We start from the raw sequence: 12,805 nt of genomic DNA, 5'->3' as shown, positions 1-12,805 counted from the left end.
GGTGGGGCGGCGATCACACGGATCACCTCCTACGGCGGGCGGCGATCACAGGGCGGGGCGCTTGCAGGCAGCCGTGGGAGGTCATGAAAGGATCGGCACATGAGCGCAGTGATACTCGACGGCAAGGCGACCGCCGCAAAGACCAAGGCAGACCTAGCGACCCGGGTGGCCGCGCTCAAGGAGCGGGGCATCACGCCGGGCCTGGGCACCGTGCTGGTGGGCGAAGACCCCGGCAGCCAGATCTACGTGGCGGGCAAGCACCGCGACTGCGCCGAGGTGGGCATCTCCTCGATCCGCGTCGACCTGCCGGAGACCGCCTCGCAGGCCGACGTCGAGGCCGCCATCGACGAGCTCAACGCCTCCCCCGAGTGCACCGGCTACATCGTCCAGCTTCCGCTGCCCAGGCACCTCGACACCATGGCCCTGCTGGAGCGGATGGACCCGGCCAAGGACGCCGACGGCCTCCACCCGATCAACCTCGGCCGCCTCGTCCACATGGTCGACGCGCCGCTGCCGTGCACGCCGCACGGGATCGTGCTGCTCCTGCAGGAGTACGGCGTGCCGATCAAGGGCGCGGAGGTGGCCGTGGTCGGGCGCGGCATCACCGTGGGCCGCTCCCTCGGCCTGCTGCTCACCCGGCGCAGCGAGAACGCCACCGTGACCCTCTGCCACACCGGCACCCAGGACCTGGCCGGCCACGTTCGCCGCGCCGACATCGTGGTGGCGGCGGCGGGTGTGCCCGGCCTGATCACCCCCGAGATGGTCAAGCCCGGCGCGGCCGTGCTCGACGTCGGCGTCTCCCGCGTCGACGGCAAGATCGCCGGTGACGTCGCGCCCGGGGTGGAGAAGGTGGCGGGCTTCCTCACGCCCAACCCCGGTGGCGTCGGCCCGATGACCCGCGCCCTGCTGCTCTCCAACGTGGTCGAGGCCGCCGAGCGGGGTCCTCAGGCCTGAAAATCCGGATCCACGCTCACGCTGACGTCGAGCAGCAGGGGTTCGCGGCGGGCGGCCAGCGTGGGCAGCACATCGTCCAGCGCGGCGGTCAGCTCGCGGTGATCGTCGATCCGGATGGCCTCGCAGCCCAGCGCCCTGGCCATCCCGGCCATGCTCACCTCGTCGAACGCCGGCCAGGGCGCCTTGCCGCCGTGCTGCTCCGCCAGCCGGTCCATCACCGCGTAACGCCCGTTCGCCAGCACCACGAACAGCGTTCCGACGCGGTAGTGGGCCGCGCTCCACAGGGCCTGCACCCCGCAGAGCGCGGCCCCGTCGCCCACCACCGCCACCACCGGCCGGCCGGGCAGCGCCATCCGCAAGCCCACGGCCGCGGGCAGCGCGAACCCCAGCCCGCCCATCGCCGCGGACACGAACCCGAGCGGGTTGCGGGCGGGCAGCAGCCTGTGCAGATCGGGCCGGGAGGACGGCGTCTCCTCGACGAGCACCACGTCTCCGGGCAGCCGCGCGGCCAGCTCCCGCAGCACCCGCACGGGCCGCAACGGCCCGTCCGTCACGGGTTCGTCGCGGGGCGCGGCGGCTCCGGGCTCGCGCAACGGGACGGGCGCGGCGGGTGCAGGTTCCCGCAACGGGGCGGGCGCGGCGGGCGCGGGACCTGGTCCGGGCGCACGAGAGGGCAGGAGTACGGCCAGCCGCGCGCACACCTGGTCAGGCCGGGCGAGGTAGGCCAGCTCGGCCGGGCTCCGATGCGCCTCGGCGGGGTCGTCGGTCACCAGCGCGACCGTGGTGCCGGGCTCGACCAGCGGGCCGGGTTCGTACCCGTACTGCCGGAAGACCGGCGCGCCCACCGTCAGCACCACGTCATGCGCCGCCAGCGCCGCCCGCAGCCGCGGCCGGTCGGCGGGCAGCACGCCCGCGTACAGCTGATGATCCTGCGGGAACCCGGCCCGCGCCCCGAAACTCTCCTGCCAGACCGGGCACCCCAGCCGCTCGGCCAGCGCCACCAGCGAGTCCCAGCCGTGGCTGGCGCCCGCACCGCTGACGATCGCGGGGGTGCGGGCGCCCGCCAGAAGCTCGACCAGCGGCGTCAGGTCGGCGTCCGTGACCGACACCGGGCGGAGCAGTCTGGCGGGCGCGGTCACGGTCTCGCCTTCGTACGGCGCCGCCCAGTCGTCCATCGGCACCACCACCAGGGCCGGGCCGCGGAAGGTGACGGCCTGGTGGAAGGCGCGGGCGACGGCGCCGGGGACGTCCTGGGCGCGCACCGGATGGTCGGTGTGGACGGGATAGTCGCCGGCCAGGCCCGCCAGCCGCCCGGCGAGGAACGGCTCCTGCGCCAGGTGCCTGCGGTCCTGTTGGCCCACCAGGATCACCATCGGCACCCGGTTCGCCCGGGCGGTGGCGATCGCCCCGACCGCGTTGCCGAGTCCGGCGGTGGTGTGCAGCACGGCGAGCGCGGGCGCGTCGTGGCCGATGGCCCAGCCGGTGGCCATCCCGACCACCGAACCCTCGTGCAGGGCGAGCACGAAGTCGAGGTCGTCGGGCAGCCCCATCAGCAGGCTGATCTCGGTGGAGCCCGGGTTGCAGAAGATCGTGGTCATCCCGGTCTGTCTGAGCACCTCGAACGTCGCGTCCTTGACCGTGTTCACGGCGTCCCCTTGTTCACTATGCGTACACCTATTCACATGCCGAACAATCCCGTATGGTAAGGAATCTATGTCTTTGTCGGCCTATGTTGTCAAGGATTCCCATGGTTGATCACGTCCAGTCGCTCGCCCGGGGTCTGGCCGTGATCCGCGCGTTCAGCGCCACCGCGCCGGCCCTGACCTTGAGCGAGGTGGCCCGCGAGACCGGCCTCACCCGCGCGACGGCCAGGCGGTTCCTGCTGACGCTGGTCGAGCTGGGGTACATGCGCAGCGACGGGCGACTGTTCACGCTCACGCCACGCGTCCTGGAGCTCGGGTACGCCTACCTGTCCAGCCTGTCGCTGCCCGAGGTCGCCGCCCCGCACCTGGAACGCCTGGCCGCCGAGGTCCACGAGTCGGCCTCGGTGGCGGTGCTCGACGGCGAGGACGTGGTGTACGTGGCCCGCGTGGCGACGGCCCGGGTCATGCGGGTGACGATCAGCATCGGCACCCGGTTCCCCGCGTACTGCACCTCCATGGGCCGCGTCCTGCTCGCCGCCCTCCCCCCGGCCGACCTGGACCACTACCTGTCCCGGGCCACCCTGCGCCCCTTCACCTCCCGCACCCTCACCTCCCCGACGGCGCTGCGCGCCGAGCTCGACCAGGTACGCGGGCGCGGCTGGGCGATGGTGGACCAGGAACTGGAGGAGGGGTTGCGGTCCTTGGCGGTACGCATCCGGAACCGCTCCGGCACGACGGTGGCGGCGGTGAACGTCTCGACGCATGCCAGCCGTACGACCTTGCAGCATGTCAGGCGTGAGCTGCTGCCCCTGCTCCAGGCGACGGCTGCCCGCATCGAATCGGACCTGTCCGCCCAGACCCGCACCTGACGACGTGGCCGTCGTGAGCAGGCTCCGGCGTCATCCGCGCGCTCGGCGGCGTTCTTCGAGGCGTACCACTCAGCCGGGCGGGTTGAGGTGCGCGGCCAGGTCGTCGAGCGTGGCGTTGGTGCGAGGCAGGGTCAGCGGGTCGCGTCGGGCATGCGGACCGTCACGTAGGGATGCGGCTGCTCCAGCCACTCGCCGGTCAGCCGCGCCCCGGTGGTGCGGTCGATGACCGCGAGGCAGGCGGCCCTCCAGTCGTAGTCGGCGCGGTCATCGAGGTCGTCCTCGTCCTCATCCTCGTCGAGGTCCTCGGGCAGGGGCCCCGCGAAGAAATCCGTCATCGCCTGCAGCTCAGGCCATCGCGCCAGTCCGGCATGATGTTCCTGCCGCCCGGGGAAGAGCGCGTCGATCGCCAGGAGGTGCTCGCCGCCGGCCGCGAAGCTCAGCAGATTGTTGGCGTTGACATTCCACCAGGCGCTGTAGACACGCGCTCTTTCACTGAGTCGCCGGAGCACGGCGGGGCTCGCCCCGAGGTAGTCCCACTCGAAGAGAACGGTGGTCGAGCCGTACCGGTCGACGAGCACGGGGTAGGCGTCGCGTTTGGGTGGCCCGATGGCGCCGAGCGGCGCCGGCTCGTACAGCCGGTAGGACGTGTCCCCGGCGAGGCGGGCGGCGACCTGGTCCAGGGTGAGAGCTCGCCCGTCGTCGGGGACCACCACCGTCCAGCACATGCCCACGCCGGGCCATTGCGTGCTGTTCATCAGTTGCCGGTAACGCTCGCGCAGGTCGACGATTGGCAGCCGTTCGGTGTTCAAGCAGGGCCCGTCGCTCGGCGGAAACAGATCGTCGAGATCATCCCATAGGCGCGGCGGAACCGAGCTGCCGTGGTGGCCAAGCAGCTGACATGAACTCCGCTCGCGGCATTGTAGTTATATGACTACATTACGTGATGGTCGGGATAGGAGGACCATCGCGTGCTTGATTTGCACGGTTCGAAATAGAACGAGAAGTCCGTGAGTGGCTCGAAAATCTGAGCGCCAGCGACTACAAACGAGTCGAGGAGGTGGCCGGTTTGTTGGCGGAGAAGGGCACTGAACTAGGGCCCATGGTCCCTTCACCTGGAAGGGCCGGTCTGGGAGCTGCGCGTCCGGTTGCGTGACGTGGCGGCGAGGGTTACATGCTGGTGTGCTACGGATAGGACGATCGTGTTGCTCACGGTTTTCCGTAAGACGAGGCAGCATGATCAGCGGCAGGTCGACCGGGCGGTTCGGGCGCAGAAGATCTGTGAACGCGACCACTGGAGACCGGCCACCGAGACGTATGAGAGGCAGGTGTGATGGCTGGTTACCACACCCGCTGGGTGCGCCCAGAGTCTGAGGTCGATGACCCTGAGCGGATCGCGATCCGTGAGGCGCTCGCTTTCGGCAAGGCCTTGTACGACAGGCGTACTGATCTTGGGTTGAGCACTGCGGAACTGGCTCGGCGGGCAGGGATGACGCAGGACGAGATCGAATGCATCGAGGAAGGCGGTACCACGCCCACGATCGCTTTGCTGCGGAGACTTGCGGCGGCGTTGAACGCGGACGTGCGGTTGACCTCGGGTCATGATCTCGGCTCGATGTGGTTCGAGGCGCACGCCGCCTGAATGGCCACGACCCCGTAGGGGGCGTTCACGGCTCTACGGCATGATCGTCTCAGCCACAAGCTTGAGGGTGAAGGCGCGTAGTCAGCTCCATCGCCCTGTTCGTATCGGATGCTCAACGGTTGATGGACGGGCGACAGCGCCGACCCGGCGGAATCCGTCTCACACCCGGGGGTCTGGGGGCGGGGACCGCCGGCAAGAGGGTGCGGGGGAGCTCGGCTTCCCCGAAACAGTAGCCCTAGGCTGCTTTGCGCGAGGATTCGACGGTGGGGACGTGGTGTACGTGACCCGCGTGGCGACAGCCCGGGTCATCTTTGACCGCCGAACCCACGCCGCGGTTGCTCAGCTCGGTCGGTCTGGGTGGCGTCCCGGCCAGGCGGCCAGTGCCATTTCGGCGATCTGGGCCAGCTCCGCCGCGTCGGCACCGTCCCGGGCGCGCTGTGACATTCCTTGGATGGTGACGGCGAAGTAGCCGGCCAGCGCGGCGGGGTCGGCGTCGGCGTGGAGTTCGCCTTCCTGCCGGGCGGTGCTCAGGCGCTCGCGCAGGGCCGCGAGGTTGGCGTTGCGCAGGTCGCGCAGGAAGTCCGCGATGTCGGCGTCCTGGACGGTGACGTTGGTGGCGGCGCTGATGGTCAGGCAGCCGGCCGGGTGGGAGGGATCAGGGTAGATCGCCGCCGCCTCGCGCAGCATGCGGGCGACCGCCCGGTAGGCCGTGGGCTCCTCACGCAGCGCGGCGCCGGCGAACGCGCCGGCGGGCGAGTGGGCGTAGACCTGTACCGCCTCTTTGAACAGCGCCTTCTTGTCGCCGAAGGCGGCGTACAGGCTGCCCGGCCGGATGCCCATCGCCTCGGTGAGCTCGTTGAGCGAGGTCGCCTCATAGCCGCGTGCCCAGAACAGCCGGATGGCCGCGGCGAGTGCGGCGTCGCGATCGAACGTGCGCGGACGTCCTCGTGTCGTACCTGCCTGACTCATGACCTCATTCTAGAGCGCTCACTCAAGAATCCGTGTTAGCCTCTTTCTTGAGTAATCGCTCAACAAATAAGAGGTGGACGAGCATCATGGGCGCACGCGCACTCGACAACAAGGTGGCGCTGGTCACCGGCGGCAGCAGGGGAATCGGCCGGGCCATCGCCGAGCGCTTCGGGCGGGACGGTGCAGTCGTGGCCGTGGGCTTCGCCCGCGACCAGGCCGCGGCCGACGAGGTCGTCGAAAAGATCGGCAAGGACGGCGGCCGGGCGTTCGCGATCCGGGCCGAGCTGGGCCGGCACGGCGACGCGGCCGCGCTCTGGGCCTCGTTCGACGATCAGATCGAACTGCACTCTCCCCAGGCAGGCGTCGACGTCATCGTCAACAACGCCGGCATCGACGGCGGCGCGGACCTGGCCTCCCTCACCGAAGAAGGATTCGACGACGTCTTCGCGGTCAACGTCCGGGCGCCGTTCTTCATCGTGCAGCACGGGCTCAAGCGGCTGCGCGACGGCGGGCGCATCATCAACATCTCCAGCGGCGCGGCCCGGATGGCCCTGCCGCAGAGCATCGCTTACGGCTCCACCAAGGGCGCCCTGGACACCTTCACCCTCAACCTGGCCAAACAACTGGGCCCGCGAGGTATCACGGCCAACTCGGTGTCCGCCGGGATCACCGACACCGACATGAACGCGGAATGGCTGCGCGGCGACCCGCAGGCGCACGCCCACGCCGCCTCACTGGCCGCCCTCGGCCGGGTCGGGCAGCCCGAGGACATCGCCGGCATCGTGGCCTTCCTCGCCTCTGACGATGCCCGCTGGGTGACCGGCAGAGCGATCGACGCCACCGGCGGCGCTGGACTGTGATCTCTGGCGGGCAGCGGCGCGACAACCGTCAGGTGCGGCGGCGGTAGCGGTCGGTGGCTTCGCGGGTGGCTCGGATGGCCGCGTCCGCCCGGTCGTACGTGCGCTGGGCCAGCCCCACGAAGATGCAGTCCACGATCAGCAGCTGGCTGATCCGGCTGGCCAGCGCCCCGGGCCGGAACGCCGTCTCCCGCCCGGCCGACACCAGCGTGTGGTCGGCCATCCCGGCCAGCGACGACCGGGGGTTGTTGGTGATGGCCACCACCAGCGCCCCCGCCTCGGCCGCCGTGCGGGCCGGGACGAGCACGTCGGGGGTCTCGCCGCTGCAACTGATCGCCACCACCACGTCACCGTCCCTGAGCAGCGCCGCACTGGTCAGCGCCAGGTGGGCGTCGCTGAACGGGTTGGTGTACAGCCCGATCCGCAGCAGTTTCTGCGACATGTCGGTGGCCACCAGCCCGGAGGCGGCCACGCCGTACACGTCCACCCGGCGCGCGTCCGCGATGGCCGTGACGACCTCGCCCAGCTGGTCGGGGTCGAGCTGGGCGGCGGTGTCGGCGAGCGCCTCCGACTCGGCCCGCGCCACCTTGGCGATCACGTCGGTGAGCGGGTCGTCGGGGCCGAGGTCGCCGGGGACCAGCCGTTCGGGCTCCTTGGCGACGGCGGCGGCCAGGGCGAAGCGCATCTGTGAGTAGCCGCCGAAGCCGAGTGCCCTGGCGGTGCGCACGATGGTCGCCTCGCTGGTGCCGGACACCACGCTGAACTCGGTGATCGTGCTGCGGACGATCAGGCCGGGGTCGGCGAGGATGATGCGGGCGATGGACTGCGCCGCCGGGGTGAGCGACGGCAGCACGGCTCGTACGGCCGCGACGGGGTTGGAGCTGGACGTCACGACGTCAGCCACTCGGCCGCCGCTTGGGCGGAGACGCGGGAGATGCCGTGGGTGGCGAGGTGCGCGGCGCCGGAGGGGGCGTCCGGGATGCCGGTGTCGACGATGATCACGTCCGGTCGCGTCTTCACGGCCTGCGCCACCCGGTCCTGGACCCAGGGGTGGCGGGCGGCGTCGTGCACCACGAGCACGACGGGCCGCTGCTCGGCTCCCGATCCGCGTCCGGCGCTCGCCGCGAGTCCGGGGCCGAGGCGGGGGAGCGGGCCTCCGGGCTCCAGCTGTACGCGTGCGGTGTCGGGGAGCAGGGCGGTCAGCGCGGCGGTGATGCCGGCCGGTGTCGCGGGGTCCACGGCCTGGTTGAGGCGGGTGTTGACCTCCACCACGAGCGGCCCCCTGGTCAGGGTGGCCGCGCCGGTCGCGGTCAGCGCGGCGCGGGCGGCGTCCAGGCCGACGTCCGGATCGTCGGTGTCGTCGTCGAGGCGCAGGGCCGCCTGCTCGTCGTACCAGCTCGCCAGTGCGCGCACCCGCGCGCCCGCTTCCGCGAGGCGCTCCTCGGGCAGGCTGCCGGACCGGACGGCGGCCACGACGGCGTCGCGGATCTCGTACAGGCTCTGTTCGGTGGTCAGGCCGACGCAGACGGCGTCGACGCCGGCGGCGAGCGCGCGTGCGGTGATCTCGCCGGGAGTGAACCTGGCGGCCACCGCCCGCATCTCGATGGCGTCCGTGACGAGCATCCCGTCGAAGCCGAGCTCGCCCCTGAGGAGCTCGGTCAGGATGGTACGGCTCAGCGTCGCGGGCAGGTCCGGATCCAGGGCGGGGACGAGGAGGTGGCCGCACATGATCGAGCGCACGCCGGCCGAGATGGCGGCCCGGAACGGCGGCAGGTCGCGCTCGACGAGTACCTCGCGGGAGGCGTGCACGGTGGGCAGCTCCAGGTGGGAGTCGGTGACCGTGTCGCCGTGGCCGGGGAAGTGCTTGGCGCAGGCCGCGACGCCGGCGCCCTGGACGCCCTTGACGTAGGCGACGGTGTGGCGGGCCACCAGGTCGGCGGTGGGGCCGAAGGAGCGGACGCCGATGACCGGGTTCGCGGGATTGGCGTTCACGTCGGCGGCCGGGGCGTAGTCGAGGGTGACGTCGGCCCGCGCGAGCATGCGGCCGATCTGGCGGGCCACCCGTTCGGTCAGCGCGACGTCGTCGACCACGCCGAGTGCGCGGTTGCCGGGGAAGGAGCTGCCGGAGGCGACCTCGAAGCGGGTGACCACGCCTCCTTCCTCGTCGACGGCGACGACGGCGCCGGGATTCTCGGCTCTGATCTGCTGGACGACCTGCGCACTCGGCGCATTGCGGGCGAACAGCACGACACCGCCGAGTCCCTGGCCGAGCGCTCCGCGCATCCAGTCGGGGACCGAGGTCCCCGCGTAGCCTGGCTGGAGCACTGCCATGGCCAGTCGGTACAGGTCAGCGGTCATTCGGCATTTTCCTTCACGGTTGTTGATCTGAAGGTAATTTTCTGTCATCGTCGCCCTCGACACAACCTCTTCCGAGGAGCCACCCCCCATGCACAGCCGAAGGACCCTCCTCAAAGGTCTCGCACTGGCCGCAGCCGCCTCAGCGGTCCCCCTGCCCGCGTTCGCGGCCACCGACCACGTGCCCCCGCTGCGCCAGATGCGCGGCATGTGGATCGCGTCAGTGGTGAACATCAACTGGCCGTCCAAGCAGGGCCTGAGCGCCGACGAGCAGAAGGCCGAATACCTCGCCTGGCTGGACCTGGCCGTCGAGCGCAAGCTCAACTCGGTGTTCGTGCAGATCAGGCCCACCGCGGACGCCTTCTGGCCGTCACCGTTCGAGCCCTGGTCGCACTGGCTGACGGGCACCCAGGGGCAGGACCCCGGCTACGACCCGCTCGGCTTCGCCGTGGCCGAGACGCACAAGCGCGGCCTGGCCTTCCATGCCTGGTTCAACCCGTACCGCGTCTCCATGCAGGCGGACCCGGCCCAGCTCCACCCGGACCACCCCGGGCGCAAGCATCCCGACTGGATCCTGCCGTTCGGCGGCAAGCTCTACTACAACCCGGGCATGCCGGAGGTCCGCAGGTTCTGCCAGGACGCGATGCTGGACGCGCTGGCCCGCTACGACATCGACGGCCTGCACTTCGACGACTACTTCTACCCGACCAACAGCGCGGCCTTCGACGACAGCGCCGCCTTCGCCCAGCACGGCGGCGGCTTCCCCGACCTGGCCACCTGGCGGCGGCACAACGTCGACCTGATGGTCTCGGAGATGCAGCAGCGGGTGCGCGAGGTCAAGCCGGAGACCGCCTGGGGCATCAGCCCGTCCGGCATCTGGCGCAACAAGGGCACCGACCCGCTCGGCTCCGACACCAACGGCGGGCAGTCCTACGACAACCTGCACGCCGACACCCGCGGCTGGGTGCGGAAGGGCTGGCTGGACTACATCGCGCCGCAGCTCTACTGGTACATCGGGCAGCCGCCCGCCGACTACTCCAAACTGGTGCCGTGGTGGTCGGACGTGGCCGACGGCACCGGCACCCTGCTGTGGATCGGCCAGGCCGCGTACAAGGCGGGTGATCCCGCCCAGGCGCCCGAATGGCAGGACCCTGCCGAGCTGTCCGACCACCTCACGCTCAATCGCGACCACCCGCAGATCGGCGGCGACATCTGGTACAACGCCAACGACCTGCGCGCCGACCGGATCGGCTCGATCAGCACCGCCGTCAACGACCACTACACGCGACCGGCGCTCGCGCCGGTGCTGCCCAGGCTGGCGAAGGGCCGGCCGCCGCGCAAGCCGGTGCTGGCCTACGCGCTGCGCCGGCACGGCGGGGTGGAGGTGCGCGCGGTGGCCGCCGGACGGGACGAGCCGTTCCAGTTCGCCGTCTTCCGCTTCCCGCGCCGGGCGTCGGCGGCGGGCTTCCGCGACGCCCGCCACCTGGTCGCCGTCCTGCCCGGTGACCGGCAGGTGCGCTGGCGGGACGCGGACGGCCGACGTGGGGACCATTACTACGTGGTGGCGGTGGACCGGGCCAACCGGACCAGCGAGCCGAGCAACGGCTTCAGGGTCATCTAGGGGGAGTGCGATGCGGGTTCTCGGCCTCATCTCGGGCACCTCGCACGACGGTGTCGACAGCGCTGTGGTGGACTGGTCGCTCGACGGCGGCGTGCTGACCGGCACGCTGCTGCATCTGGGGGAGCAGCCGTACGAGCCTGGGCTGAGAGCCCGCATCGTGGCGGCGCTGCCGCCGCACCGGATCGACCTGGGCGAGGTCTGCGCCCTGGACACGCTCATCGGCCAGGCGTTCGCGGACGTGGCGGCCGGCGCGCCGGCCGCCGACCTGATCTGCTCCCACGGCCAGACGCTCTTCCACTGGGTGGAGGACGGGCGGGTGCTGGGCACCCTGCAGCTCGGCCAGCCGGCCTGGATCGCCGAGCGCACCGGGCTGCCGGTGGTGTCGGACGTACGGGCGCGCGACGTGGCGGCGGGCGGGCAGGGGGCGCCGCTGGTGTCCTACCTCGACCTGCTGCTCATGGCGGGCATGCCGGGCCGCACCGGGGCACTGAATCTGGGCGGGATCGCCAACCTGACCGTGCGGGAGCCGGTCGTGGCCTACGACACCGGGCCGGCCTGCGCGCTCATCGACGCCGCCGCGCCGCCGTACGACCGGGACGGGGAGCTGGCGGCGGCGGGCACGATCGACACCGGGCTCATGGAGGAGCTGCTGGCCGAGCCGTACTACCGCCAGGAACCACCCAAATCCACCGGTAAGGAGCTTTTCACGCCCGACTACGTGAAGGCGGACCTGCCGCAGGCGGACCTGGTCGCCACGCTGACCGCGCTCACGGCCGAGACGGTGGCGGCGGAGATCCGCAGGCACCGCCTCGACACGGTGATCGTCTCAGGCGGCGGGGCGCGTAACCCGACGTTGATGAGCATGCTGCGCCTGCGAGCGTCACCGGCGACGTTCGTGACCAGTGACGAGCTCGGCGTGCCGGCCGACGGCAAGGAGGCGATCGCCTTCTCGCTGTTCGGCTGGCTCACCGCACACGGCCTGCCCGCCACCGTGCCCAGGTGTACAGGCGCCTCAGGCGCCCGGGTCCTGGGCACGATAACGCCGGGTTCCGATCCGCTGACGCTGCCGGAACCCCTCGCCGAAGCCCCGGTCGCGATCCGTCTCTCAGGAAGCCCTGCGCCCCGCCGCTGACGGCTCGGCAGGAGCCCCCGACCGCTGTGGTGGCACCACAGGTGTCGGACGCACCAGGCCCAGTGCGACCACCTCGTTGGCCAGCCGCGTGCGCCGGTTGGTGCCTTCGGGAATCCTGAACTTCTGATACAGCCGCAGCAGGTGCTGCTTGACCGCGGCTTCGGTCACGACCAGGTCGTCGGCGATTTCCCGTGCGGTAGCCGGGGCGACGAACGCCTCGTCCGACAGCGCCGGCCTGCAGAGCGAGGTCAGCACATCGACCTCGCGTCTGGTCAGCTCGGGCGCCGCGGCCCTGCGGAGTTCGACCTCGGGGGTGAAGTCCTCACGGGGGACTCCACCGATGCGACCGCGTGCCGCGCCGAAGGAGACGACGTCGCCGTCGTCGAGCACCCTCCGTGCGATCGGCCTGCCGTTCACCCGTGTGCCGTTGCGGGACAGGCCCAGGTCAACGACATACAGGTAGGGTCCTCGCCTGACGAACTCGGCATGGAGCCGAGACACGCTGGGATCGCTGAGCCGGATATCCGCGCCCCGGCCCCTTCCCACCGTTGTGATCTCGGGGCGCAACGGGACCACCTCGCCGGTGTCCTCGATGCGTATGAACGGCCCCTCCACGGCAGTTCCTCCCCAGGTAGCCCGCCGTAACTATTACTACAGCTGCGGCTTACCCAAACGTGGGGATGCGGAATCGCCTTTGCCGAAACGAGAATCGTGCTTGAAATTGATCTGACCCCTTGAGACTGGTTTTGCCTGCTCACAGGTAGAC

General features: G+C 71.0%; 13 protein-coding genes. 7 read left to right on the top strand and 6 right to left on the bottom strand.

Annotated elements, in window-relative coordinates:
- The first annotated feature begins 99 nt into the window (after positions 1–99).
- Positions 100–954 (top strand): bifunctional methylenetetrahydrofolate dehydrogenase/methenyltetrahydrofolate cyclohydrolase, encoded by an 855-nt coding sequence (locus ACTMTF_RS34840; protein WP_441114495.1) that lies wholly within the window; start codon positions 100–102, stop codon positions 952–954.
- Here ACTMTF_RS34840 and ACTMTF_RS34835 read toward each other — a convergent pair.
- Positions 945–2,600 carry a thiamine pyrophosphate-dependent enzyme gene (locus tag ACTMTF_RS34835; RefSeq protein ID WP_441114494.1) on the bottom strand — a complete coding sequence of 552 codons (1,656 nt, stop codon included), beginning with the start codon at positions 2,598–2,600 and terminating at the stop codon, positions 945–947. The two genes, ACTMTF_RS34840 and ACTMTF_RS34835, sit on opposite strands and share 10 nt — an antisense overlap.
- Positions 2,601–2,701: 101 nt before the next feature.
- On the opposite strand from ACTMTF_RS34835, the gene ACTMTF_RS34830 reads away from it, so the two are divergent.
- Positions 2,702–3,466 (top strand): IclR family transcriptional regulator domain-containing protein, encoded by a 765-nt coding sequence (locus ACTMTF_RS34830; protein ID WP_441114493.1) that lies wholly within the window; start codon positions 2,702–2,704, stop codon positions 3,464–3,466.
- Between the two features lie 131 nt (positions 3,467–3,597).
- Here the strand turns inward: ACTMTF_RS34830 and ACTMTF_RS34825 are convergent, their stop codons facing one another.
- Entirely contained in the window at positions 3,598–4,275 is a 678-nt protein-coding gene (locus tag ACTMTF_RS34825; RefSeq protein WP_441114492.1) for a DUF6461 domain-containing protein, read from the bottom strand.
- 345 nt (positions 4,276–4,620) lie between these two features.
- On the opposite strand from ACTMTF_RS34825, the gene ACTMTF_RS34820 reads away from it, so the two are divergent.
- Together ACTMTF_RS34820 and ACTMTF_RS34815 are read left to right on the top strand one after the other, a co-directional pair.
- Positions 4,621–4,797: a hypothetical protein gene (locus tag ACTMTF_RS34820; RefSeq protein ID WP_441114585.1), complete on the top strand. Its 177-nt coding sequence runs from the start codon at positions 4,621–4,623 to the stop codon at positions 4,795–4,797.
- Positions 4,797–5,105, top strand: a complete 309-nt coding sequence (locus tag ACTMTF_RS34815) for a helix-turn-helix domain-containing protein (protein WP_441114491.1) — start codon at positions 4,797–4,799, stop codon at positions 5,103–5,105. Before ACTMTF_RS34820 ends, ACTMTF_RS34815 begins: the two co-directional genes overlap by 1 nt.
- Positions 5,106–5,444: 339 nt before the next feature.
- Here the strand turns inward: ACTMTF_RS34815 and ACTMTF_RS34810 are convergent, their stop codons facing one another.
- Entirely contained in the window at positions 5,445–6,074 is a 630-nt protein-coding gene (locus tag ACTMTF_RS34810) for a TetR/AcrR family transcriptional regulator (RefSeq protein ID WP_441114490.1), read from the bottom strand.
- An 86-nt stretch (positions 6,075–6,160) separates the two neighbouring features.
- Between ACTMTF_RS34810 and ACTMTF_RS34805 the strand changes: the two genes are divergently transcribed.
- Positions 6,161–6,934 (top strand): SDR family oxidoreductase, encoded by a 774-nt coding sequence (locus ACTMTF_RS34805; RefSeq protein WP_441114489.1) that lies wholly within the window; start codon positions 6,161–6,163, stop codon positions 6,932–6,934.
- A 28-nt stretch (positions 6,935–6,962) separates the two neighbouring features.
- On the opposite strand, the gene ACTMTF_RS34800 is transcribed toward ACTMTF_RS34805, so the two are convergent.
- Entirely contained in the window at positions 6,963–7,835 is an 873-nt protein-coding gene (locus ACTMTF_RS34800) for a MurR/RpiR family transcriptional regulator (protein ID WP_441114488.1), read from the bottom strand.
- The gene (locus ACTMTF_RS34795; protein WP_441114487.1) at positions 7,820–9,289 is read right to left on the bottom strand and encodes a glycoside hydrolase family 3 protein; all 1,470 of its coding nucleotides are present in this window, start codon (positions 9,287–9,289) and stop codon (positions 7,820–7,822) included. The genes ACTMTF_RS34800 and ACTMTF_RS34795 overlap by 16 nt, the downstream gene beginning before the upstream one ends.
- Positions 9,290–9,377: 88 nt before the next feature.
- Between ACTMTF_RS34795 and ACTMTF_RS34790 the strand changes: the two genes are divergently transcribed.
- Complete coding sequence (locus ACTMTF_RS34790; protein ID WP_441114486.1) at positions 9,378–10,907, top strand: glycoside hydrolase family 10 protein; 1,530 nt, start codon at positions 9,378–9,380, stop codon at positions 10,905–10,907.
- 10 nt (positions 10,908–10,917) lie between these two features.
- The gene (locus ACTMTF_RS34785) at positions 10,918–12,039 is read left to right on the top strand and encodes an anhydro-N-acetylmuramic acid kinase (RefSeq protein WP_441114485.1); all 1,122 of its coding nucleotides are present in this window, start codon (positions 10,918–10,920) and stop codon (positions 12,037–12,039) included.
- On the opposite strand, the gene ACTMTF_RS34780 is transcribed toward ACTMTF_RS34785, so the two are convergent.
- Positions 12,013–12,654 (bottom strand): FHA domain-containing protein, encoded by a 642-nt coding sequence (locus tag ACTMTF_RS34780; RefSeq protein ID WP_189141119.1) that lies wholly within the window; start codon positions 12,652–12,654, stop codon positions 12,013–12,015. The genes ACTMTF_RS34785 and ACTMTF_RS34780 overlap by 27 nt on opposite strands.
- Positions 12,655–12,805 lie beyond the last annotated feature (151 nt).

Source organism: Nonomuraea sp. ZG12 (assembly GCF_052068115.1).
Taxonomy (GTDB): Bacteria; Actinomycetota; Actinomycetes; order Streptosporangiales; family Streptosporangiaceae; genus Nonomuraea.
The sequence above is the reverse complement of the archived record's forward strand: the minus strand, read 5'-3'. Positions and strand labels throughout refer to the sequence as shown.